Below are 20774 nucleotides of genomic sequence, written 5' to 3' on the forward strand. Positions count from 1 at the left end.
AAGGCCACTCCAACCTGTAGAAGCTCTCAGGCCACCGGGATAAGCGGATCAGCTGCCGCCAGGGCCGATGCCCGGTCAGCCGCTGGCGGATAAATCCACACTGAATTGATCTGGCGCTTCAGCGCCTTGGCTTCGGCCTTGTCCTCCGGTGGCGAAACCTCACGGTCCCATCCTTCGGTGTACACCGCGCCCCAGGCCCCCAGGTCCAGGCACGTCACGTACTTGGGCTGGCTGTAAGCCATTGGTGTTACGCCAAGCAACTCGGCAGCGGCATTGTTGCCCGCATGGCGCCCCAGCGCAATCGCATGCTGGCACGACATCAGGGCATGATTGCCAAGCTCGTCACAGGGGGCGTAAGCCACGTCTCCCGCTGCATACACGGCATCATTGCCCTTGACCTTCAGGTTGCCATCGACATGCAAGCGGCCGCGGTTGTCGCGCTCGCCGCTGATCTGTTCGGTGAGCGGGTTGGCCTTGAAGCCAACCGTCCAGACCACCGTGCTGGCGTCGATACGCTGGCCGTTGTCCAGCTTGACACCGGCAGGGTCTACAGAAACTACAGTGGCACCGCAAACCCACTCCACGCCCAGGGCCTCGCATGCCTGCTCGATGGCTGGGCGGATGCCGTCACCCAGGGCTGCGCCGATCCTGGCGCCGCGGTCGATTACCACTACGCGCAACGCGGCGTCTTCACCCAGTATCGCGCGCAAGCGGGCCGGCAATTCGGTGGCCGTCTCGATACCGGTAAAACCGCCCCCGGCTACCACCACGGTATTGCGTGCCGGCGTGTTCGGCAGGCTGGCCAGTGACTTCAGGTGGGTTTCCAGGCGTGCGGCGCTGTCGAGCTTGTCGACGTCGAAGGCATGCTCGATGCCGTCCATGTCAGGGCGCACGAGCTCACTGCCGCAGGCCATGATCAGTCGGTCGTAGGGCAGGGTGCAGCGAGTGCCGCTGCGAGTGCGATAGCCCACGCGGCGGGCCGTTTCATCGATGTGGTATGCCGTGCCCTGCACGAAACGGACATTGGCAGCGTCGAACAGCGCCTGCAGTGGTGCGGCCATGGTATGCACGTCTGCCTCGTAGAAGCGCGGACGCACATGCAGTTCAGCCTGGGGCGCGAGCAAGGTGACCTCGACGCCCTTGCTGCCGTTGAGGTCAAGCTGTCGGATGGCGCTGAGTGCGCTCCACAGGCCGGCAAAGCCCGCACCAATGATCAGGATCTGCTTCATGGTTGTGCTCCTTTGAAGTTCGGTGGACAAGGTAGACCGTATTGCCGGTCAACGGTGTTACCAGTGCTTGCTGGAGTGCTTCAGAATGTTGGCGGCGTGATCACCCAGATCACCACGGCATCCACTTCACCGGGGTTGCCGTAGCGGTGAGGTTCCTGGCTCGAGAAGCTGAAGCTGTCGCCTTCACTCAGCTGGAAATGCCGCTCGCCTACCCACAGCTCAAACGTGCCGCTGAGCAGGTAACCGGCTTCTTCGCCGTCGTGGCTGTAGCTTTGCTGGCTGTAGGTACCTGGCGGGAAACGTGAGTGCAGCATCTCCAGCTGACGGTTGGGCTGGGGGGTGAGCAGTTGATCGACGATGCCATCTTCGTAATGCACGCTCAGGCGGCTGTTGCGCCGCACCACATAGCCTTGGTCTTCGGGCGCGGTGGTGGCCTCGCTGGCGAAGAACCACTGGATGGTCACGCCCAGGCTGCGGGCGATGTTGAACAGCGCCGGGATCGACGGGTAGGAGAGGTTGCGCTCCAGCTGGCTGATGTAGCCTGCAGTCAGTTCACTGTGTGCGGCCAGCTCCGCCAGGGTCATGCCGCGGCGCTTGCGCAGGCCGCGGATGCGGGTGCCGAGGAACTGCGGCGCGGCGCCCCCCGGTTCGCTGGCGGGGGGCTGGGGGGGTTGGCTCATGCGCGTCGGTCCATCGCAAAAGCCGCAGTATGAACAGCCTCAGAGCGCCCAGGCAACCGTCAGGCCATCGTGAATCGCTTCTTCGGCCGTGCGCGGCGCCAGGCAGTCGCCAATCCGACGTACGTCCACCACACCTGCCAGTTCAGTGGCCAGGCGGTCTTGCGGTTGATGCCCCATGCACAGCACCAAGGTGTCGATGCCTTCGAAGATCATCGGATCGCCGCTGGCGGTGTGCTGCAGGTACACCGTGTTGTCGTCGCTGCCGTACAGGCGTGCGTATGGGGTGACAGGGATACCCAGGCGATGCAGCTCGCCGGCCAGTTGGTCACGTACGTAAAGCGGCAGGCTCTCGCCGCAATGAGTGCCGTTGACCGCCAACTGGACCTGATGGCCTTCGCGCACCAGGCGTTCGGCGATACCGGGGCCGATCCAGTCACAGCGCCAGTCGATCACCAGCACCGAACGCCCCGGTTTCACCTCATTGCGCAGCACTTGCCAGGCGTCCACTACCTGAAGCTCGCCGGTACGCTCGAACGCCGGCCAGTAGGGGGTGGCGCCGGTAGCGGCAATGACCAGATCAGGGCGCTCACGTTCGACCAGTGCGCGGTCGACCCGGGTGTTGCGCACCACTTCTACACCTGCCAGGGCCATTTCCCGTTGCAGATTGGTGCTGGCACCCCCGAACTCGCTACGCCGTGGCAGCAGCTGGGCCAGCAGCACCTGCCCACCGAGCTGCGGGCCCGCCTCGTACAGCGTGACCTGGTGCCCGCGCGCGGCGGCCACGGCGGCGGCCTTCATGCCGGCAGGCCCGCCGCCGGCGATCATTATGCGTTTGGGCGAGGAAGTGGGCGTGAGGTGCCCGTACTGCAACTCACGCCCGGTTTCCGGGCGCTGGATGCAGGAAATGGGCAAGCCACGATGGAAATGGCCGATGCATGCCTGGTTGCAGGCGATGCAGGCGCGCACGTCTTCGACCTGGCCGCGTTCGGTCTTTTCTGGCATCGACGGATCGCAGATCAGCGCCCGGGTCATGCCGCACACATCAGCCTGGCCGCGGGCCAGGATCAGCTCGGCTTCCTGGGGCTGGTTGATGCGCCCGGTGACGAACAGGGGGATAGCCAACTGTTGCTTGAAGGTGCCAGCCTCGCGGGCCAGGTACGCCGGTTCGATGGCCATCGGTGGCACGATATGGACCGCGCCACCCAGCGAGGCCGAGGTACCGGCGACGACATGCAGGTAGTCGAGCTGGCCCTGCAAGGCCACGGCAGCAGCCAGTGACTCGTCTTCACTCAGGCCCTGGCTGTCGCGCTCGTCAGCGCTGATGCGCAGGCCGATGATGAACTGCTCATCGGTGGCGGCGCGCACTGCGGCCAGCACTTCGCGCAAGAACCTCAGGCGCTGATCCAGGTCACCGTTGTAGCCATCACTGCGTACGTTCACCCGCGGGTTGAGAAACTGCGCGGGCAGATAGCCATGGCTGGCCACCACCTCGACGCCATCCAGCCCGGCCTGGTGCAGGCGGCGGGCGGCGCAGGCGTAGCCCTGGACGATTTCGTCGATCATTGCCTGGTCCAGCGCGCGGGGCATCACCCGGAAGCGCTCATTGGGCACCGCAGATGCCGAGTAGGCTACCGCCAACAGGCCGTCTGCCGACTCCATGATCTCACGCCCGGGGTGAAAGAGTTGCGACAGCACCACGGTGCCGTGCGCATGGCAGGCCTCGGCAAGCTGCCGGTAGCCATCGATGCAGGCATCGTCAGTGGCCATTAGCACATGCGAGGTGTAGCGGGCACTGTCGTGCACCCCGGCGACCTGCAGCACGATCAGGCCGACGCCGCCGGCAGCGCGGTCGCGCTGGTAGGCGATCAGCTTGTCGTTGACCAGGTTGTCGGTGGGCAGGCAGGTGTCGTGCCCGGTGGACATGATGCGGTTTTTCAAACGTTTGCCGCGGATCTGCAAGGGCTCGAACAGGTGTGGGAAGGCGGTCTGCATACAGGCGGCTCCGGTGCGGTGTTTTTATTTTTTCTTATAAAAGTGTAGCGATAGTAAAAAATCAACTTGTTTTTTTACTTGTGTCTGTCTAGGTTTTCCTCACTCGCATGGCGAGGGTGTGACCTCAGAACAACAAGAAAACGGGCCCGTCGGGCACCGCCAGGAGGAAACTACGATGCAGCTATATCCACGTGTGACCGGCCTTTGTGCAGCCTTGCTGGCCCTTGGCCTGGGCACTGCGCAAGCTGCGCAGCAGATGGTTGTGGTCGGTTATGGCGGCGCGGGCCAGAAGGCCCAGGATGAGGCGATCTTCAAGCCCTTCATTGCCCGGGACGGCAGCCAGCTGATCCAGAGTGAATACAACGGCGAAATGGCACGGATCCAGGTCATGGCCGACACCGGCAACGTCGATTGGGATGTGGTGCAGATCGAAGGCCCTGACTTGATGCGCGGCTGCGACGAGGGGATCTACGAGCACCTGGACTGGCAGCGCCTGGGCCATGCAGCCGAACTGATCCCGGCAGCCGCACAGGATTGTGGGTCGGCCGCGCTGGTCTGGAGCGTGGCTATTGCCTACGACCGCAGCAAGCTGGCCCAGGCGCCGGCATCGTGGGCGGACTTCTGGGACGTCGACAAGTACCCTGGCAAGCGCGGCCTGCGCAAGCGTGCGGTGTACAACCTGGAATTCGCACTGTTGGCTGACGGGGTCAAGGTCGAGGACGTATACCGGGTATTGTCCACGCCGGCAGGTGTCGAGCGGGCCTTCGCCAAACTCAGCGAACTCAAACCCCATATCCAGTGGTGGGACGCCGGCGCTCAACCCGCGCAATGGCTGGCAGCCGGTGACGTGGTGATGACCTCCACCTACAGCGGACGAATTGCGGTGGCGGCGCAGCAGGGCAGCCCGTTGGCCGTGGTATGGCCTGGCAGCCTGTACGGTATGGACTATTGGGCGATCATCAAAGGCTCGCGGCATGTCGACCAGGCCAAGCGGCTGATTGCCTATGCCAATCAGCCGGATACCCAGGTGCGGTATGTACAACAGATCCCCTATGGGCCCACCAATACCCAAGCCGCGGCCAGGCTTGACCCGGCGCTGGCCGACTGGGTACCCACTTCACCTCAGAACCTGCAGGGGGCGCTGGCCATGAACGTGGAATTCTGGGTCGATCATGGCGAAGAACTGGAGCAACGTTTCAACGCCTGGGCCAGCAAATAGCGTTCAGAAAAGGGGCAACAAGATGACTGCAACGGAACTAAGCCTGCGTCGGGAGCTGGCTGCCTGCTACCGGCTGATCGCGCACTTTCGCATGAGCGATCTCATCTTCACGCATATCTCCCTGCGCCTGCCTGGGCCGGAGCACCATTTCCTGATCAACCCGTATGGCTTGCTCTTCGAGGAGATCACAGCGTCCAGCCTGGTGAAGATCGACCTGCAGGGGCGGCCGGTGGGGGCTGCCCGTCACCCGGTCAATCCGGCCGGGTTCGTCATTCACAGTGCCATTCACGCTGCCCGCGAGGATGCCCGGTGCGTGCTGCACACCCACACCCGCGCAGGCTGCGCGGTGGCCGCACTGGAATGTGGCCTGTTGCCGGTCAACCAGATGTCCATGGAGTTTTACGGCAACGTGGCTTACCACGCCTACGAGGGCGTCGCGCTGGACATGGATGAACAGCAACGGCTGGTGGCCGACTTGGGCAACAAGCCGGTGATGATACTGCGCAACCATGGGCTGTTGACCACGGGACGCAGTGTGGCTGAAGCCTTCTTGCGCATGTACTACCTGGAGAAGGCTTGCGAGATCCAGTTGGCGGCGCAAAGTGCTGGGCAACTGATATTGCCGTCGACCGAAGTTTGCGTGCGTACCGAACGGCAGTTCAACGCGCCGGGGAGAGGGTTGAAGCAGGGGGAGCTGGCTGACCCGGATGCGCTGCAACTGGCTTGGGCGGCGTTGTTGCGAATGTTGGAAAAGGTGGCGCCTGGTTATCAGGATTAAACCTGTGCTTGCTGATTTGGCAACGTAGTCGCCCAGCGGACAGCGGGCGGATGGAACAGTCACTGTAGTGCAACCATTGGGTTCAACTGTGCTGGTCCCTTTTCAAGGAATACCGTTATGCTGTAACGAAATATGTCTAAAAAGCCTGCAGAAGGAAGTCGCAATGCCACTTAAGGACCTGCTTATCGCCCTGGTGGTGATTGTCGCCTGGGGCGTCAACTTTGTGGTCATCAAGGTTGGCCTCGACGGGTTGCCACCGATGTTGCTGGGGGCATTGCGTTTCTTGCTGGTGGCGTTCCCGGCGATCTTGCTGGTCAGGCGGCCCAAACTGCCGTGGCGCTGGCTGATCGCTTACGGTGCGACCATTTCACTGGGCCAGTTCGCGTTCCTGTTTCAGGCCATGTACAGCGGCATGCCGCCAGGGTTGGCTTCGTTGATCCTGCAGTCGCAAGCCTTCTTCACCCTCGGTTTTGCTGCGTTGTTTCTCGGTGAGCGGCTGCGCCTGGCCAGCGTGCTGGGGCTGCTGGTAGCGGCCGGCGGCCTGGCACTGATCGGCAGCGAAGACGGCGGCCATGTGCCCATGCTGGCGTTGGTGCTGACCCTGTGTGGCGGTGCGATGTGGGGCCTGGGCAACATCATTACCCGGCGGTTCGGCTCGGTCGACCTGGTCGCACTGGTGATCTGGGGTGGGCTGATCCCGCCACTGCCATTCCTGGCACTGTCCTGGTGGCTGGAAGGCCCCGAGCGCATTGGCCATGCCTTGGCCAATATCAGTTGGAGTTCGGTGCTGGCCCTGGCGTATTTGGCCTTTGTCGCCACCATGCTCGGCTACAGCCTGTGGAGCAAGTTACTGTCGCGTCACCCGGCAGGCAAAGTGGCGCCGTTCTCGCTGCTGGTACCGGTGATTGGCCTGAGTTCGTCGGCGTTACTGCTGGGAGAGCGCCTGACCGCTACGCAGGGCTGGGGCGCATTGTTGGTGATGGCCGGCCTGCTGGTGAATGTCTTCGGTGCGCGCATCGGTCAGCGTTTGCGGGCTGCCAACGCGTAAAGCGCTTAAATCTGCCGACCTGCGCTCTGTTAGAATCGGCCTCTTTTTTGCCAGGCCAACGGAGCGCATCCATGATCATTTCCACCACCAGCCAGCTCGAAGGCCGCCCGATTGCCGAATACCTGGGCGTGGTCAGTTCCGAATCGGTGCAGGGCATCAACTTCGTGCGCGATTTCTTTGCACGGTTTCGCGACTTCTTCGGTGGCCGTTCGCAAACCTTGGAAAGCGCGCTGCGCGAGGCCCGGGAGCAGGCCACTGAAGAACTCAAGGCCCGGGCACGACAGTTGCAAGCCGATGCGGTAGTGGGGGTGGATTTTGAGATCAGCATGCCGTCGGTACAGGGCGGCATGGTCGTGGTATTTGCCACCGGTACGGCAGTACGCCTGAAGTAAAGCCTTTTGCCATTGGTCGGCTGCAAGGTTCTTGTCCGGTCGGTCCGCAAATGACCAGCTAGTCTCACTTTCACAGGCCGCGTTCCCTGGGCAACTTGTCTGGTTGCCGACGCGACCGCCACTGGAGGGAGACTGGGCATGAGCGAATCCTTTTTCGAAGACCTGAACGATGCGTTCCCGATCAACAGCCAGGTGCGTTGCGGCCAGACGGCATTTCGCCTGGGTTTCGCCCACATGACGCTGGATGATTCCGAACAGCTCCAGCCTGCACATTTGCAGCGCAGCAAAAAAGGCCGCTTCATGCCGCGGGTACCGCTCAAGAAGTGATCCCGCGTCTGCACACACCCCGCCCAACGGCGGGGTTTTTATTGCCATTCGTTGATCCGCCTCATGGTATTGCCCGGTAGCGCTCGCCGGATGGCCCGGCCTGTGGTTTTCTGACGCGGCATTCCAGCAACGGAGGATTGAATGCTCATGCGAGTCAGGGAAGAAACCTATTGGCAGTGGGCCGACGCACATTTGCACAGCCGCTGCCACGACGAAGCACTCAGCGACGGCACCACACTGGACGTGCAGGTGCGCTTGTCGCGCCTGGGGGCGACGCAGCTGTTTCTGGGGCTGTACGCCGGGGACGGGCGGGCGTTGCTGGAAGAGTATTACCCCGCGCTGCCGGGCGAGACCATGACCCGTGCGCTGGTGTGGGGTGTCGACCGCGCCCGGGCGATGGCAACAGGCGCCTTGCCTCTGCCGGAAACCCGTCTGCAGCGGCGCCAGGCATGAAAAAGCCCGGCCTATGCGGGCCGGGCTCTGGTAAGGGTGCGAACCCTCAATTCAGCGGTTCGATCACCTTGACTGCCTGCTGCTCACGGGCAGCGGGCCATTCTTGTTGCAGGGTCTGCAGCACGCGGCCAACGAATTCAGTGTCGGCGGCGGCTTTCTTGCCGACGTAGCCTTGGCCACGGCGGTAGACCTTGAAGCGGGCACGCATGCTGGGCAGGTGCTCTTCAAATTCATCTTCGACGGTGTTCGGTGGCAGGCGGTCGAGGCGCACTTCACCGGTTTGGCTAACCCACAGCAAATGGTCGTCAAGGCTGTCCTTGCGCACGGCGAACAGCTGGGCCAATTGGTCGATAGTCGGATTGTTGTTCAAGTTCATCATAAAGCCCCCATTACCCATTCTTAGGTGATTTTCACAGTTGGCGCTATCACGGTGTAGCGCACTACCAAGGCTGCTACAGCAGCATCGCAACAGGGGCTTTCTCACGCTGCCTTTTGGACAGTTTCCCTCTCCACGGACGGCCTGCGTTACCGCGCAGGCCGTCTGGAACACCCTTGCCACCGCTCCCGATCGGGGAGACGGCTTCATCATGCCCAAGCGTGATGAATGGCGTCAACCATTTTGTAGTGAATTTTTTTGCTCACTACATTCTGTCGTTTTGTCCGACAATCAAAGCTTGCGTTATAAGCCGGAAAGGATGTCGAAGGCGGCTTGTACCCGCGCTTGGTTGGGGTAATTCCGATTGGCCAGCAGCACGACTGCCAGCTGTTCTGCCGGCACGAACGCGGCGTACGCGCCGAAGCCGTTGGTGGCGCCGGTCTTGTTGTACCAGGCTGCCGGTAGCGCGGGCAGGGCCGGCTGCAAGCGAGTGGTGGCCTGCGGTTCGCGGATCAGCTGTGGGCTGTTGCCATCGATCAGTGTGCTCAGCGTGACCGGGTAGGGGTAGCGTTCCCAGCCCAGGCCTTGCGTCATGGCGCCAACCTGGAAGTAGCCCTGCTGGGTAATGGCGGTGGCTTTCGCCAGGGCCGGTGGCAGGCCCTGCGGCTGCATGTGCAACCGCACATAGCGCAGCAGGTCGCTGGCGCTGGTTTTGATGCCGTAGGCCTCATCGGCGTAAGGGCCGGGCCCTACACGCACCGGCTTGTCGTCGGCGTCATACCCTTGGGCATAAAGCCCCTGGGCGCTGGCCGGAACCTGTAGGTAGGTGTTTTTCAGGCCCATCTTCGTCAGCAGGCCCTCACTCATCAGCGTGGAAAACGGTTGGTGCTGCGCACGGGCGGCCAGGTCACCGAACAAACCCAGACTGGGGTTGGAGTAGCAGCGCTGGGTGCCAGGTTTGGCACGAGGTTGCCAGTGGCGGAAGAAATCGACTACCTGTTGCGGTGTTTGTACGGTGTCGGGGAACTGCAGTGGCAGGCAGTCGGCGCTGTAGGCGCCCAGTTCCAGCACCGTCGCGTCGCCGATGGGGACGCCGGCCAGTGCCGGGTGATAGCGCTTGGCCGGGGCCTCGAGGTCAAGCTTGCCCTCGGCGCTGGCAAGCGCGGCCAGGGTGGCCGTGTAGGTCTTGCTCAGCGAACCGATCTCGAACAGCGTATCGCGGCTGACCGGTACGTTGTCGGCCTTGCTGGCCACACCGTAGCTGAAGTAATGCGCGTGGTCGCGTGCATAGATGGCCACAGCCATGCCGGTGATGCCTTGTTCCTGCATGAGCGGGCGGATGATCTGGTCGACCTTGGCCTGTAACTGGTCGTCGGCCTGGGCGCTGGCATGGCCTAAGGCAAGGGTAATGGCGGCTGCAAGTGCAGCCAGACGTGGGCGGAGCATGGTGAGTCCTTTTGTGAAGCGTGTCCGTTGAGCGATACCGCTCGGGGTTCCGGCGTTAGCGACGGGGAGCCAAAGACCTTATCGTCTGCCCACCCACCATGACAAGATGGATACAGTGATGAAGTATTTGCGCATGTTATTTGACAATTTCACCCTGGCCTTGCTCGGTGTGGTACTCATCGCCACCTTGCTGCCTTGCTCGGGCGATGGCGCGGTGTATTTCGGCTGGCTGACCAACCTGGCCATTGGCCTGTTGTTCTTCTTGCATGGCGCCAAACTGTCCCGTGAAGCCATCATTGCCGGTGCCGGGCACTGGCGCCTGCACCTACTGGTGTTCTCCTGTACTTTCGTATTGTTCCCGCTGCTGGGCCTGGCGTTCAAACCTCTGTTCGTACCGCTGGTGGGTAACGAGCTTTACCTTGGCATCCTGTACCTGTGTGCCTTGCCTGCAACCGTGCAGTCGGCCATTGCCTTTACCTCGCTGGCCCGCGGTAACGTGCCGGCGGCCATCTGCAGCGCAGCGGCCTCCAGCCTGTTGGGTATCTTCCTCACCCCGTTGCTGGTGATGCTGCTGCTGGGCGCCGGTGGTGATACAGGTTCCGGCCTGGACGCGGTGTTGAAGATCACTTTGCAGCTGCTGGTGCCGTTCGTTGCCGGGCAGGTCGCGCGGCGCTGGATCGGCGCCTGGGTCAAGCGCAATGCGCGCTGGCTCAAGGTGGTGGACCAGGGTTCGATCCTGCTGGTGGTGTACACCGCCTTCAGTGAGGCCGTGGTTACCGGTTTGTGGCACACCGTATCGCCGCAGCACTTGGCGGGGTTGTTCGTGGTGTGCGCAATTCTGCTGGCAGTGGTGCTGTTTGGCACCCGCTTGCTTGGCAAGGCGCTGGGCTTTGACCTTGAGGATCGCATCACCATCCTGTTTGCCGGCTCCAAGAAAAGCCTGGCTACGGGTGTGCCCATGGCCCAGGTGTTGTTTGTGGGCAGTGGCATTGGCGCGATGATCTTGCCGCTGATGCTGTTCCACCAGATACAGCTGATGGTGTGTGCTGTGCTGGCGCAGCGTTATGCCAGCCGTGAGCAGGGGGTGGAGGCTTCGGCGGTGTCTTGAGCGCCTTTGCGTTCCCATGAAGATACTGTGTTGGCGGTCAAGCTTTTCTACGGTGCTCAGAGCTGAAAAGCTTGGTCGTATCAAGGGGTTGATACCCGCGAAGCAGGCCGGGCCTGCTGGCCAATTTCTACCCGCTGTTCACCGTCGCAGCCGCCGCCGTATTCGCGGGTAAACCCGCTCCTACCACGGTTCGCGCTAACGGCTGAATTTTGCGCTGGGCAAGACAGGCGCTGTAGATGTGGAACGCGATGGCAGCGATCAGCGGGCCAGGCCTGAACGACGCTCGCGCAGCGCCTTGTCGACTTCGGCCTCGATTTTGTAGGCCGGCCCCTCCAGGTCGTCGAAGTTGCGCGTATAGCGTCGGGCAAACTCCTCCACGCCCAGCTCCTGATACTGCTGCACATGCTTGAGCTCGTGCGCCCACAAGGCTACGTTGTCCTCCGCATCGGCGGGCCGGCGGAAGATGATCGTGTCGATCAGTGTAACGGCGTTCACATCGGGGTTCTGCAATAGTGCATTGGCTGCGCTGATCTGTTGCTCATCCCCCACCCGGAAGCGCGCCGCGTCAAGCACGGCAAAGTCATACCAGGGTTCCAGCTGCGCCCGAATATGCAACGGAATCGGCTGCACACCGCTGGCCATGGCTTCGTCGCGGGCCTGGCGCAAGGCGTATGCCAGGCTGGACGAGGCCATGACCTCCACATCCTTGAGGATCTGCCCGGCCTGGCCTGGGTCGATCGGGGCGCAAAAGCAGCCCATCAGGCACACTTGATACTGCCCAGGCGGGCAGGCCTGTTCGGCAAGCGCTGGCAGGGCCAATAGCAAGCCCAGCAGGGCACTAATCCGCCTCATGCAGGGCCTGTTCGACAAACTGGCGGCTGGCGCCCAATACCTGCGCTTGCACGCTTTCACTGGCCAGCATGCGCCCGACCAGCAATGCCCCTACGCACTGGCTGATCAGCACCCAGGCCAGGTGCTCATCCTCCAGGGTTGTGCTCCAGGCCCGGTGCAGTTCTACCAGCCAGTGCTCAGCCACTTCACGCACCGGCGTGTCGGCCCGGGCGATTTCCACACCCAGCGGCGGCAACGGGCATCCACCTTCGGCATTGCGCAGGTGGGCCAGGCTCAGGTACTGCTGCAGGCAGCGGCCCAGGCGTTCTCGGTTGGCTCCCTGGCTGGCCAGGCGTGCCAGGGGGCTGTTGCTCAGCTCCTGGCGTACCACCTCGGTAAACAGGTCGTCCTTGGACGGGAAGTGGTTGTAGAAGGCACCGCCGGTCAGGCCGATCGCTTTCATCAACCCGGCCACGCCGGTACTGGCAAAACCCCCGCGCTTGGCCAGCGCGCCGCTGCTGGCCAGCAACCGTTCGCGGGTTTGCTGTTTGTGTTCGTTGGAGTATCGCATTCACATGCCTCGGCAGACAGGCTTGACGGTGACCGCGATCATAACATAGCGTTCGTTTACTAAACGATCATTCACTAATGGAGCCGGGCATGTCAGAACAACAGAAAGTCGTGCTGGTGATCGGGGCGGGCGACGCCACTGGGGGCGAGATCGCCAAGCGCTTTGCGCGTGAGGGCTACATTGCCTGCGTAACCCGGCGCCAGGCCGACAAACTGCAGCCGCTGCTGGAGGAAATACACGCCGCTGGCGGCCAGGCCTACGGTTTTGGCTCTGATGCGCGCAAGGAAGAGGAGGTCGCCGCGCTGGTGGAGACTATCGAGCGTGATATAGGTCCGATTGAGGCATTTGTCTTCAATATCGGTGCGAATGTGCCATGCAGCATTCTCGAGGAAACCCCACGCAAGTACTTCAAGATCTGGGAAATGGCCTGCTTTGCCGGTTTCCTCACCGCGCAGGCGGTGGCCCGGCGCATGGTTCAGCGTGAGCGCGGCACCCTCCTGTTCACCGGCGCTACAGCCGGTACCCGCGGCGCAGCCGGTTTTGCCGCCTTCGCCGGGGCCAAGCATGGCTTGCGTGCCCTGGCACAGAGCATGGCGCGCGAGTTGGGGCCACGCAACATCCATGTCGCCCATGTAGTGGTGGACGGTGCCATCGACACGGCCTTCATCCGCGACAGCTTCCCCGAGCGCTATGCCCTCAAGGACCAGGATGGCATCCTTGACCCGGCGCACATTGCCGACAGTTACTGGTTCTTGCACGCTCAGCCCCGCGACGCCTGGACCTTCGAGCTTGACCTGCGCCCCTGGATGGAACGCTGGTAAACCCCGTTAACACGCAAGGACCGTCACCATGCACACGTCTGTCGATTTCTTTTTTGACCTGGGCAGCCCGGCCAGCTACCTGGCCTGGACCCAACTGCCGAGCCTGTGTGCCCGCCACGGCGCTACGCTGTGCTATCGGCCAATGCTGCTTGGCGGGGTTTTCCAGGCTACCGGCAATGCTTCTCCGGCCATGATCCCGGCCAAAGGGCGCTATATGTTCACCGACTTGACCCGCTTTGCCGAACGCTACGGTGTGCCGTTCGGGATGCCGCCGGGTTTCCCGGTCAATACCCTGACGTTGATGCGCGGCGTGACAGGTACCCAGTTGCATTCACCGGATCGGTTCGAGGCATTGCTATCGGTGCTGTTCACTGGGCTGTGGGTACAGCGCCGCAACCTGAGCGACAGCGCTGTGCTGAATGAAACACTCGTGCAGGCAGGTTTCGACCCGCAGGGTTTTCATGCCCTGGCCGCTGACAGCGAAGTAAAAGCAGCGCTAAAGCAGGCCACCGAGGCCGCTGTGGCGCGCGGGGTGTTTGGCGCGCCCACCTGTTTTGTCGGTGATGGCATGTTCTTCGGCCAGGACCGCCTGGACTTTGTCGAGGAGGCGCTGCGTCAGGGGGCCAGCAGCCTCTCCAGCTGAGTGCGCTCCCACAGGCTGAGCAGGTCGGTGGGGTTGGTGCCATAGCGCTGCCAGTGCTCGAGCCCGGCCTGTTCGCCGCCGGGGGCTTGGCAATGAACGCAATGCGCCAGGCCTTCGGTATCCAGGGCCAACGTCAGTTGCCAGCCCTGGATACCGACATCGACCAAGCCGCCCTCGCGGCGTGCAGCCACCTCAAGTTGATGCACGCCAAGGGCCACATTGCGCAGGCACTGATAGACATCCCGGGCGCTCAGTGAACGTCTGTGGGTCAAGATCAGAAATTCGCCGGCGTGTTGGCGCTGATGATCTCGGCCTCATCCGGGCCGATGTTCTTGAAACTGTGCGGCAGGGTAGTGGGGATGTAGTAGCCGTCGCCAGAGTTGAGCACACTGACCTGGCCGTCGACCCACAGTTCGACGGTACCCCGGGTGACCAACCCGCATTCTTCGCCTTCAGCGTGCACGATCGGCTCGCCAGAGTCGGCGCCGGGTGCGTACAGCTCACGCAGCATGCGCATTTGGCGGCCTTCGACGCTGGCGCCGACCAGCAGCATGCGCAGGCCATTGCGGCCCAGGTCGGGTTGTTCGCCACCACGGAATACGTAGCGTTCCTCACGCACCGGCTCGTCGAAGCTGAAAAACTCCGCCAGGCTCATGGGAATGCCTTCGAGCAGTTTTTTCAGGGAGCTGACCGAAGGGCTGACGCGATTCTGCTCGATCTGCGAGATCGTCGAATTGGTCAGCCCGCTGCGGCGGGCCAGTTCCCGTTGGGAGAGGTTGTTGCGTTCACGCACCAGTTTGAGTCGCGTCCCCGTGTCCATAGCCGCCTTGTAATCAGAGGTGTCAATAATAATGAGCGATGCGCATTAAAACACACTCTGCGTCCTTGCGCGCTGTGCTTCTCAAACCCGCTGCTCACGCGGCATTGGCCACAGCCCGACCAGCAGCAACAGCACGGCCACGACCAAGAATGGCAAGCGCGGATCAAGGGCATACACCAAGGTACCGGCGAGCGGCCCGATCACCGCGCCCATGCCTTGGGCGGCGCCAATGGAGCCGGCCGTGGCGCCTTGTTCGGAGGCCTCCATGGCATTGGCCGCCAGTGCCGAAAACGCCGGGAACACGAAGCCCATGCCGGCCGCCGCAACAAAATAGCAAGCCCACAGCCAGGGGGCCGTGGTGGCCAGCGAGCCACAGGCAAAGCCCAGTGCCGATACCGTGGCACCTACCCGGATCATCTTCAGCGGTGGCCACTCCAGTTGGCGCAGTATCACCTGGGCCAGCATCAGTGCCACACCCACGGTGGTCAGGGCGATGCCAGCTGCCTGAGCGGCTTCGGCAGGGCCCAGATGCAAGCGGTCAAGGGCAAAGAAACCGACGATGATCTGCGACACGGTCACGCTGAGCATGGCGCTGAATGCCACCAGCAGCGGCCGGCGCAGGCGCGGGTCGTTCAGCCGCACCGGGCTTGGGGCGTGGCTGTGAGGCAGCGCCTGTGGTTTGAGGGTAAAAAACAGTACCAGGAAGGCAGTGGCCGGCAACAGCGACATGATATGGAACGGCAGGCTCAGGCTGTGCCGCGCCAGCAGTGCGGCCAGCGCCGGCCCGACCACCAGACCGACGGCGTTGGCCGCCCCCAGTGAGGCCATGGCCCGCGCCCGGCGTTGCGGCTCGACATGGTCGGCGATCAGCGCATTGCAGCCTACCGGGATGGCAGCATAAAAGGCGCCGATGCAACCACGCGCGATCATCAGGCCGATGAACGCCAAGGTCGCCCCCGGCAGCCAGCGCAGTGCGCCTTCGACGAACAGGCACAGCAGCCAGTAGGCCAGGGTGAAGCCGGCGCTGCCCAGCAGCAGGATGCGCCGGCGGCCCAGGCGGTCTGCCGCTCGACCCCAGGGCCGGGCCAGCAGCACCCAGACCACGCCCGCCACGGTCACGGCGGCGCCGGCTTGCCAGGTGGCCATGCCAAGCTGGCGGGCTATCGGGCCGATCAGGGCGACGAAGGCCATCATCGACATGGTGCAGGCCATGTTGGCCAGCAGCAGCGGGCGCAAGTTCAGGGTACTGGCAGGCAGAAGGGTTGCAGAATCCTTTGCGACGTTCATAGGCAGTCCAGGGCAGAGTGGCAAACAAAATCGATATTATTAGGAATCATTATCGATTGTCGAACCCCGTGCTGCTACCGTTCATTCGCTGCGGTGCAAGGGGCCAGGCCACATGCTACGCAACACACCGTCGCGACGCACCCACGCATGCATCAAGGCTGCCCCCACATGGACCAGCACCGTGGCGAATAGCAGGTAGCCCGCCCAGCCATGGGCCTGGCGCAACACGGCATATAGCTGCAGGTTGTGGGGGGCGATGGCGGGCAAGCCGAGCGGGCGCGGGTAATCGCCGGCCGACAGCATGGCCCAGCCCAGCAGCGGCATGGCCAGCATCAGGCCATAGAGCAGCAGATGCGAGGCTCCGGCGGCCCAGCGCTGCAGTTTTGGCAGGTCGTTTGGCAGGGGGGGATGGGGTAGGGTCAGGCGCACAGCGATGCGCAGTACCACCAGCACCAGCAGGGCCAGCCCGGTGGCCTTGTGCAGGCTGATCAGCAACGGGTGGCGTAGCGACAGGTCGGCGACCATGCTCACGCCGATGAACAGCATGGCCAGAATCAGCACGGCCATCAGCCAGTGCAACAAGCGGGCGAAAGGGTGGAAGGCTTGAGGTTTCATGGCTTGGCTCCGGTGCTGAGCGATTCGCGGCTACGGCGGTTGAACGATTCCGAATAGGCGGCCGAGCGGGCGGCGAGGATCGGGTCGGCCGACGCCTCTATACCGCGCGGCAGGATCAGCGGGTCGAAGTTGAGGTCGCGGCAGGCCCCTTGCTCGGGGGCGTCTACCTGTTCCAGCACCAGTGTGCCGGCGTCCACGCTGCGCCGTTCGGCGGGCCACGGCCGGGCAGGGTCGTCCACGGCATCGCCTGGTTCGGCCAGTACCAGGCGCAGCTTCCAACGCAACGGGCCTTGGGCGAGGCGTTGCTGCAAGTCGTGTTGCAGGAATTGTTTGTCATCCACCTGCGCGGGTAATGCCGCAAATGCAGTTTGTGGCTCGAGCTGCCAACGCACCGGGTGGGCCGCGCCAGCTGCGTCGATCAGGCGGAAGGCATTGATACTGTGGTATTGCGTGTTGGCGAAGCTGTCGCTGGGTTTGTAGCCCGCCGCCCATTGCCGAAACGCCGCGCTTTCCGGGTGGGCAGCGAAGAACGCCTGCAGCTTGCCAGGGTCCGGTTTGCCGGTCGCCGGGTCTGGTGCACTCGCCAGTACTTGCTGGTAGAACGCTTGCGGCGTGCTGACTGCCAGCACCGGCGGGTTGTTCATGCCCGTCCGCCAGACCTGGCCGTCGTCGGTGCTTAGCTCAATCGCCAGGCTGCGTACGGGTATACCCGTATCCGGGGCGAACGGGTTGGCACCGCCGATGGCAAAACGGCCAACCACCGGCACCCGTTGCTGGCTGAAGGCGCGCGCCGTGGACAGGTTGGCGGCCTGCCCGCTGGCCTGGAAGTAGCCGCTCACGCACAACCCCTTGGCGTGGTTCTTGCGATAGCCTGGGTAATGCCCGGCCTGGGCTTCGAAGGTGTCGATGATGCGTTGTGGCGTCAGTCGGGGGGCGCCGAGCCAGCCAGCGGCATAGGCAAAGCCGGCACCTGCGGCCAGCAGCACGCCGCCAATGGCGGCCAGGCGCAAGGCTTTGGCCGGGCCGTGCAAGGGTGTGTTCATGGTCATCGTCCGGTTCAGTGAAGGTGCCAGTACGACGTGTCAGAGAAAAAGTTATTCCCTCATCGGGAATAGAATTTGTTCACAGGCGTCTGCCCTTTACACTGACAACCCCAGAGGCCGGGACCTAGCCATGCATGATTTGGACGACCACCAGTGGCGCGAGCTGCTGGCCCGCCTGCGCCGCTTTGCCGTGTGGCTGACCCGCGAGCCGGGCAGCGCCGACGACCTGGTGCAGGCTACGGTCGAGCGGGCCCTGAGCCGTCGCGACCAGCAACGGGACGCTGATGCCCTGCGTGCCTGGCTGTTCACCATCCTGTATCGACAGTTCCTCGACGGTAAGCGCCGCGAGCGATTGCATGCGCGCTGGTTGTCCTGGTTCGGCCGTAACGAGCACGACGATGAGCCGGCCGGTGACAACCTCGAAACCATCGTCCTGGCACAGGCTGACCTGCAGGCGTTTGCCCGGCTGACAGCGGAGCAGCGTGCCTTGTTGTTGCTGGTCAGCATCGAAGGCTTGAGTTACAAGGAGGCCGCCCAGGCTTTGGGCATCCCCATCGGCACTGTGATGTCGCGCCTGTCGCGCGCGCGCAATGCCTTGCGCGAACTGACCGAGGGCAACCCCCAACCCCCGGCCTTGCGGAGACTGAAATGACGCGCCTGATCCCCAGCGATGACGAATTGCACGCTTACGTCGATGAGCGCCTGGAACCTGTGCGCCGGGCCGAAGTGCAGGCCTGGCTGGCGGCCAACCCGCAAGCTGCGGCACGGGTGGAAGGCTGGCGCGCCGATGCCCGAAGGCTGCGCACAGCGCTGGCCGGGTTGGGCGAGCTGCCCGGTGCGGCGCAGCTGGACCTTGGCCAGTTGCGTCGGCAATTGCGCCAGCGTCGGCAGCGGCGCTGGGCTGCGGCGGCGGTAGTGATGCTGGCGTTGGGCGTGGGGGGCTTGGGCGGCTGGCAAGTGCGCGATGCAACCCTGGCGCGGGTCGACCTGCCCATGGCTGATGCTGTACAGGCGCACCGTCTGTTCGCCGGCAGTGAAGCACTGGATATCCAGGCCAGTGATCCTGGGCAGTTGCGCGACTGGCTGGGCCGCCATTTCAGTCGGGTGGGCCAGTTACCGGACCTGGCGGGCTATGGCTTCAAACCAGTGGGCGCGCGCTTGCTCAGCAACGAGCAGGGGCCGGCTGCATTACTGGTGTTTGAAGATGGCAAGGGCCAGCGCATCAGCCTGTTCCTGCGCTCTCCGGGCGACCATTATCGGCGCATGCCGGACGGGCAGCGGGTCGATGGCCAGCTGGAGGCGCGGTACTGGTCGCATGGGGCTTATAACTTTGCCTTGGTCAGCGCGGCGGACGATGTGCGTGGGGCGGGAGTGGGGGAGGCGTTGAGGTTGGGGTTGTGAGTGTGGGCCCAAGGCGTGCACCTTGGGCCCCTCACCTAAATCAGCTCAACTCCAGCCAGATCGGCGCATGGTCCGACGGCTTTTCCATCCCGCGCAGCTCATAGTCCACGCCCGCTGCCTTGATGCGCGGCACCAGCTGCTGCGAGGCCATGATCAGGTCGATGCGCAGGCCGCGCTTGGGCTCGTCCTCGAAGCCGCGGCTTCGGTAGTCGAACCAGCTGAAACGGTCTGTCACCTCCGGATACAGGTGGCGGAAGCTGTCTACCAACCCCCAGCCTTTCAAACGTTCCATCCACTCACGCTCCTCCGGCAGGAAGCTGCACTTGCCGGTCTTCAGCCAGCGTTTGGCGTTGTCCGGGCCAATGCCGATATCACAGTCTTGCGGCGAGATGTTCATGTCGCCCATCACCAGCACTGGCTGGTCGTTGCGGAACTGGCTTTCCAGCAGTGCCTGCAGGTCGCTGTAGAAGCGCTGCTTGGCCGGGAACTTGGTGGGGTGGTCGCGGCTTTCGCCCTGGGGGAAATAGCCGTTCATGATGGTGATCGGGCTGCCGTCGGCATCGGCGAAGGTACCCCAGATGAAGCGGCGCTGGGCATCTTCTTCGTCGGTGGCAAAGCCCTTGTGCAGGCTCAGCGGCGCCTGGCGCGACAGCAGGGCCACGCCGTAGTGGCCTTTCTGGCCATGGTAGTGCACGTGGTAACCCAGTGCTTGCACGTCGGCCAGCGGGAATTGATCGTCGCTGACCTTGGTTTCCTGCAGGCCGATCACGTCCGGCTGGTGCTTTTCGATCAGCGCCGCCAGCTGATGCGGGCGGGCCCGCAGGCCGTTGATGTTGAAACAGACGATCTTCATGGAAAGACAATCCCGGTAAAAGGCGCGATGCTAGCCGACATCGACCTGCATCACCAGCATGGCGGCCAGGCGAGCCTGCTGCTAACGTGCTGTTGGGGGTGAACGAAGCGCGCTGGGGCACCTCCAAGGCACTGAACGCCCATTCCAGGAGGTCTGCCCGCAATGCCCGAAACTACAGCCGCCCCGGCCCGTGTCTGCCTGCTCGACGATGGTTACAGCCGCGAGGCACGTTCGCTGCTGTACAACGCCTACCGTCACGAGCCCACCTTCGCCTATATCTTCGAAGCCCAGCGCCCGGGATATGAGCGGCGCCTGCGGGTGATGGTGCGCGAATGGGTGCGCCAGCACTTCTACCTGCAACTGCCCGCCATCGGCCTGCTGGTCGATGACCGTCTGATTGCCCTGGCCCTGATCGTGCCGCCGCTGCGCAGGCTGGGCGTGGCCGACAGCTGGGCCTGGCGCCTGCGCATGATGCTGGGTACCGGCCTGCGCTGTACCCGTCGCTACATGGACTACCAGGCTGCGTTGGCCACCTGTCTGCCCACCGACCAGGTGCATGTGTTGCCTTTGCTGGGGGTGCATCCGCAATTTCAGGGCAAGCACTACGGCGAACAATTGTTACAAGCTGTGCACGATTGGTGCGCGGAAGACCCAGGCACCCAAGGGGTGGTGCTGGACACCGGTAACGAGCACTACCTGGCTTTTTACCAGCGTCAGGGTTATGAGGAAATTGGCGAAGTAGCTGTAGGACCAATCCGGGAGAGGGTGTTCTTTCATCCTAATCCAGTCTCTTCAAAACCCGCTTTTGCCTGAACAGGCCGCCGGGCGGCTCCCTTGAGCG

The 20774-nt window shown here is 63.3% G+C and carries 25 protein-coding genes; 12 read left to right on the top strand and 13 right to left on the bottom strand.

Translation table 11 applies throughout. The features are described from left to right. Positions 1-26: 26 nt before the first annotated feature. From FQ668_RS13485 to FQ668_RS13495, 3 genes are all read right to left on the bottom strand, one after another. Positions 27-1229, bottom strand: coding sequence for an NAD(P)/FAD-dependent oxidoreductase (locus tag FQ668_RS13485; protein WP_019437153.1), 1203 nt, complete (start codon positions 1227-1229; stop codon positions 27-29). An 80-nt stretch (positions 1230-1309) separates the two neighbouring features. Beyond that, the gene (locus tag FQ668_RS13490) at positions 1310-1909 is read right to left on the bottom strand and encodes a helix-turn-helix domain-containing protein (protein ID WP_014591264.1); all 600 of its coding nucleotides are present in this window, start codon (positions 1907-1909) and stop codon (positions 1310-1312) included. 39 nt (positions 1910-1948) lie between these two features. After that, a complete protein-coding gene (locus tag FQ668_RS13495) occupies positions 1949-3901 on the bottom strand; it encodes an FAD-dependent oxidoreductase (RefSeq protein ID WP_014591263.1) in 1953 nt (650 codons plus the stop codon). 175 nt (positions 3902-4076) lie between these two features. Here FQ668_RS13495 and FQ668_RS13500 point away from each other — a divergent pair, with 175 nt between their 5' ends. From FQ668_RS13500 to FQ668_RS13525, 6 genes are all read left to right on the top strand, one after another. Next, positions 4077-5120 (top strand): ABC transporter substrate-binding protein, encoded by a 1044-nt coding sequence (locus FQ668_RS13500; RefSeq protein WP_019437152.1) that lies wholly within the window; start codon positions 4077-4079, stop codon positions 5118-5120. After that, positions 5074-5898 (top strand): class II aldolase/adducin family protein, encoded by an 825-nt coding sequence (locus FQ668_RS13505; protein WP_019437151.1) that lies wholly within the window; start codon positions 5074-5076, stop codon positions 5896-5898. Before FQ668_RS13500 ends, FQ668_RS13505 begins: the two co-directional genes overlap by 47 nt. Before the next feature lie 163 nt (positions 5899-6061). Further along, positions 6062-6946 carry an EamA family transporter gene (locus FQ668_RS13510; protein ID WP_003253899.1) on the top strand — a complete coding sequence of 295 codons (885 nt, stop codon included), beginning with the start codon at positions 6062-6064 and terminating at the stop codon, positions 6944-6946. A gap of 71 nt (positions 6947-7017) precedes the next feature. Further along, on the top strand, positions 7018-7338 hold the full coding sequence (locus tag FQ668_RS13515; protein ID WP_003258990.1) for a YbjQ family protein: 321 nt from the start codon (positions 7018-7020) through the stop codon (positions 7336-7338). 138 nt (positions 7339-7476) lie between these two features. Further along, positions 7477-7665 carry a hypothetical protein gene (locus FQ668_RS13520; protein ID WP_014591260.1) on the top strand — a complete coding sequence of 63 codons (189 nt, stop codon included), beginning with the start codon at positions 7477-7479 and terminating at the stop codon, positions 7663-7665. A gap of 141 nt (positions 7666-7806) precedes the next feature. Beyond that, complete coding sequence (locus FQ668_RS13525; RefSeq protein ID WP_014591259.1) at positions 7807-8118, top strand: hypothetical protein; 312 nt, start codon at positions 7807-7809, stop codon at positions 8116-8118. A 46-nt stretch (positions 8119-8164) separates the two neighbouring features. Here the strand turns inward: FQ668_RS13525 and FQ668_RS13530 are convergent, their stop codons facing one another. Beyond that, complete coding sequence (locus FQ668_RS13530; protein WP_003253895.1) at positions 8165-8497, bottom strand: hypothetical protein; 333 nt, start codon at positions 8495-8497, stop codon at positions 8165-8167. Positions 8498-8797: 300 nt separating this feature from the next. Continuing rightward, complete coding sequence (gene ampC, locus FQ668_RS13535) at positions 8798-9940, bottom strand: class C beta-lactamase (protein ID WP_014591258.1); 1143 nt, start codon at positions 9938-9940, stop codon at positions 8798-8800. A gap of 106 nt (positions 9941-10046) precedes the next feature. On the opposite strand from ampC, the gene FQ668_RS13540 reads away from it, so the two are divergent. Next, a complete protein-coding gene (locus FQ668_RS13540; protein WP_019437150.1) occupies positions 10047-11048 on the top strand; it encodes a bile acid:sodium symporter family protein in 1002 nt (333 codons plus the stop codon). Between the two features lie 258 nt (positions 11049-11306). Here the strand turns inward: FQ668_RS13540 and FQ668_RS13550 are convergent, their stop codons facing one another. Beyond that, positions 11307-11900 carry a DUF4157 domain-containing protein gene (locus tag FQ668_RS13550; protein WP_019437149.1) on the bottom strand — a complete coding sequence of 198 codons (594 nt, stop codon included), beginning with the start codon at positions 11898-11900 and terminating at the stop codon, positions 11307-11309. After that, complete coding sequence (locus tag FQ668_RS13555; RefSeq protein ID WP_014591255.1) at positions 11887-12450, bottom strand: TetR/AcrR family transcriptional regulator; 564 nt, start codon at positions 12448-12450, stop codon at positions 11887-11889. The genes FQ668_RS13550 and FQ668_RS13555 overlap by 14 nt, the downstream gene beginning before the upstream one ends. Before the next feature lie 89 nt (positions 12451-12539). Between FQ668_RS13555 and FQ668_RS13560 the strand changes: the two genes are divergently transcribed. Together FQ668_RS13560 and FQ668_RS13565 are read left to right on the top strand one after the other, a co-directional pair. Then, the gene (locus FQ668_RS13560) at positions 12540-13271 is read left to right on the top strand and encodes an SDR family oxidoreductase (RefSeq protein WP_014591254.1); all 732 of its coding nucleotides are present in this window, start codon (positions 12540-12542) and stop codon (positions 13269-13271) included. Between the two features lie 28 nt (positions 13272-13299). Then, positions 13300-13914 carry a 2-hydroxychromene-2-carboxylate isomerase gene (locus FQ668_RS13565; RefSeq protein ID WP_019437148.1) on the top strand — a complete coding sequence of 205 codons (615 nt, stop codon included), beginning with the start codon at positions 13300-13302 and terminating at the stop codon, positions 13912-13914. On the opposite strand, the gene FQ668_RS13570 is transcribed toward FQ668_RS13565, so the two are convergent. From FQ668_RS13570 to FQ668_RS13590, 5 genes are all read right to left on the bottom strand, one after another. Beyond that, on the bottom strand, positions 13887-14186 hold the full coding sequence (locus FQ668_RS13570; protein ID WP_023389254.1) for a hypothetical protein: 300 nt from the start codon (positions 14184-14186) through the stop codon (positions 13887-13889). The two genes, FQ668_RS13565 and FQ668_RS13570, sit on opposite strands and share 28 nt — an antisense overlap. A gap of 2 nt (positions 14187-14188) precedes the next feature. Beyond that, the gene (locus FQ668_RS13575) at positions 14189-14734 is read right to left on the bottom strand and encodes a cupin domain-containing protein (RefSeq protein WP_003248033.1); all 546 of its coding nucleotides are present in this window, start codon (positions 14732-14734) and stop codon (positions 14189-14191) included. Between the two features lie 81 nt (positions 14735-14815). Further along, positions 14816-16021 (bottom strand): MFS transporter, encoded by a 1206-nt coding sequence (locus FQ668_RS13580; protein WP_019437147.1) that lies wholly within the window; start codon positions 16019-16021, stop codon positions 14816-14818. A gap of 81 nt (positions 16022-16102) precedes the next feature. Next, positions 16103-16636 (bottom strand): cytochrome b, encoded by a 534-nt coding sequence (locus FQ668_RS13585; RefSeq protein WP_014591250.1) that lies wholly within the window; start codon positions 16634-16636, stop codon positions 16103-16105. Continuing rightward, positions 16633-17685: a catalase family peroxidase gene (locus FQ668_RS13590; protein ID WP_019437146.1), complete on the bottom strand. Its 1053-nt coding sequence runs from the start codon at positions 17683-17685 to the stop codon at positions 16633-16635. Before FQ668_RS13590 ends, FQ668_RS13585 begins: the two co-directional genes overlap by 4 nt. A 124-nt stretch (positions 17686-17809) precedes the next feature. On the opposite strand from FQ668_RS13590, the gene FQ668_RS13595 reads away from it, so the two are divergent. Both FQ668_RS13595 and FQ668_RS13600 read left to right on the top strand, forming a co-directional pair. Next, positions 17810-18331, top strand: a complete 522-nt coding sequence (locus tag FQ668_RS13595; RefSeq protein WP_019437145.1) for a sigma-70 family RNA polymerase sigma factor — start codon at positions 17810-17812, stop codon at positions 18329-18331. Continuing rightward, complete coding sequence (locus FQ668_RS13600; protein ID WP_014591247.1) at positions 18328-19080, top strand: anti-sigma factor; 753 nt, start codon at positions 18328-18330, stop codon at positions 19078-19080. Before FQ668_RS13595 ends, FQ668_RS13600 begins: the two co-directional genes overlap by 4 nt. Positions 19081-19120: 40 nt before the next feature. Here the strand turns inward: FQ668_RS13600 and xthA are convergent, their stop codons facing one another. After that, the gene (gene xthA / locus FQ668_RS13605; protein ID WP_014591246.1) at positions 19121-19933 is read right to left on the bottom strand and encodes an exodeoxyribonuclease III; all 813 of its coding nucleotides are present in this window, start codon (positions 19931-19933) and stop codon (positions 19121-19123) included. A 162-nt stretch (positions 19934-20095) separates the two neighbouring features. Between xthA and FQ668_RS13610 the strand changes: the two genes are divergently transcribed. Beyond that, entirely contained in the window at positions 20096-20746 is a 651-nt protein-coding gene (locus tag FQ668_RS13610) for an N-acetyltransferase (protein ID WP_014591245.1), read from the top strand. Positions 20747-20774: the final 28 nt, after the last annotated feature.

This window comes from Pseudomonas sp. Kh14 (genome assembly GCF_900291005.1).
GTDB lineage: Bacteria > Pseudomonadota > Gammaproteobacteria > Pseudomonadales > Pseudomonadaceae > Aquipseudomonas > Aquipseudomonas alloputida.

What these genes read in the sequence shown, in the direction of transcription:
- FQ668_RS13485 (WP_019437153.1), bottom strand. Translation starts at nt 1,229, where the DNA reads ATGAAGCAGATCCTGATCATTGGTGCGGGCTTTGCCGGCCTGTGGAGC.
- FQ668_RS13490 (WP_014591264.1), bottom strand. Translation starts at nt 1,909, where the DNA reads ATGAGCCAACCCCCCCAGCCCCCCGCCAGCGAACCGGGGGGCGCCGCG.
- FQ668_RS13495 (WP_014591263.1), bottom strand. Translation starts at nt 3,901, where the DNA reads ATGCAGACCGCCTTCCCACACCTGTTCGAGCCCTTGCAGATCCGCGGC.
- FQ668_RS13500 (WP_019437152.1), top strand. Translation starts at nt 4,077, where the DNA reads ATGCAGCTATATCCACGTGTGACCGGCCTTTGTGCAGCCTTGCTGGCC.
- FQ668_RS13505 (WP_019437151.1), top strand. Translation starts at nt 5,074, where the DNA reads ATGGCGAAGAACTGGAGCAACGTTTCAACGCCTGGGCCAGCAAATAGC.
- FQ668_RS13510 (WP_003253899.1), top strand. Translation starts at nt 6,062, where the DNA reads ATGCCACTTAAGGACCTGCTTATCGCCCTGGTGGTGATTGTCGCCTGG.
- FQ668_RS13515 (WP_003258990.1), top strand. Translation starts at nt 7,018, where the DNA reads ATGATCATTTCCACCACCAGCCAGCTCGAAGGCCGCCCGATTGCCGAA.
- FQ668_RS13520 (WP_014591260.1), top strand. Translation starts at nt 7,477, where the DNA reads ATGAGCGAATCCTTTTTCGAAGACCTGAACGATGCGTTCCCGATCAAC.
- FQ668_RS13525 (WP_014591259.1), top strand. Translation starts at nt 7,807, where the DNA reads ATGCTCATGCGAGTCAGGGAAGAAACCTATTGGCAGTGGGCCGACGCA.
- FQ668_RS13530 (WP_003253895.1), bottom strand. Translation starts at nt 8,497, where the DNA reads ATGATGAACTTGAACAACAATCCGACTATCGACCAATTGGCCCAGCTG.
- ampC (WP_014591258.1), bottom strand. Translation starts at nt 9,940, where the DNA reads ATGCTCCGCCCACGTCTGGCTGCACTTGCAGCCGCCATTACCCTTGCC.
- FQ668_RS13540 (WP_019437150.1), top strand. Translation starts at nt 10,047, where the DNA reads ATGGATACAGTGATGAAGTATTTGCGCATGTTATTTGACAATTTCACC.
- FQ668_RS13550 (WP_019437149.1), bottom strand. Translation starts at nt 11,900, where the DNA reads ATGAGGCGGATTAGTGCCCTGCTGGGCTTGCTATTGGCCCTGCCAGCG.
- FQ668_RS13555 (WP_014591255.1), bottom strand. Translation starts at nt 12,450, where the DNA reads ATGCGATACTCCAACGAACACAAACAGCAAACCCGCGAACGGTTGCTG.
- FQ668_RS13560 (WP_014591254.1), top strand. Translation starts at nt 12,540, where the DNA reads ATGTCAGAACAACAGAAAGTCGTGCTGGTGATCGGGGCGGGCGACGCC.
- FQ668_RS13565 (WP_019437148.1), top strand. Translation starts at nt 13,300, where the DNA reads ATGCACACGTCTGTCGATTTCTTTTTTGACCTGGGCAGCCCGGCCAGC.
- FQ668_RS13575 (WP_003248033.1), bottom strand. Translation starts at nt 14,734, where the DNA reads ATGGACACGGGGACGCGACTCAAACTGGTGCGTGAACGCAACAACCTC.
- FQ668_RS13580 (WP_019437147.1), bottom strand. Translation starts at nt 16,021, where the DNA reads ATGAACGTCGCAAAGGATTCTGCAACCCTTCTGCCTGCCAGTACCCTG.
- FQ668_RS13585 (WP_014591250.1), bottom strand. Translation starts at nt 16,636, where the DNA reads ATGAAACCTCAAGCCTTCCACCCTTTCGCCCGCTTGTTGCACTGGCTG.
- FQ668_RS13590 (WP_019437146.1), bottom strand. Translation starts at nt 17,685, where the DNA reads ATGACCATGAACACACCCTTGCACGGCCCGGCCAAAGCCTTGCGCCTG.
- FQ668_RS13595 (WP_019437145.1), top strand. Translation starts at nt 17,810, where the DNA reads ATGCATGATTTGGACGACCACCAGTGGCGCGAGCTGCTGGCCCGCCTG.
- FQ668_RS13600 (WP_014591247.1), top strand. Translation starts at nt 18,328, where the DNA reads ATGACGCGCCTGATCCCCAGCGATGACGAATTGCACGCTTACGTCGAT.
- xthA (WP_014591246.1), bottom strand. Translation starts at nt 19,933, where the DNA reads ATGAAGATCGTCTGTTTCAACATCAACGGCCTGCGGGCCCGCCCGCAT.
- FQ668_RS13610 (WP_014591245.1), top strand. Translation starts at nt 20,096, where the DNA reads ATGCCCGAAACTACAGCCGCCCCGGCCCGTGTCTGCCTGCTCGACGAT.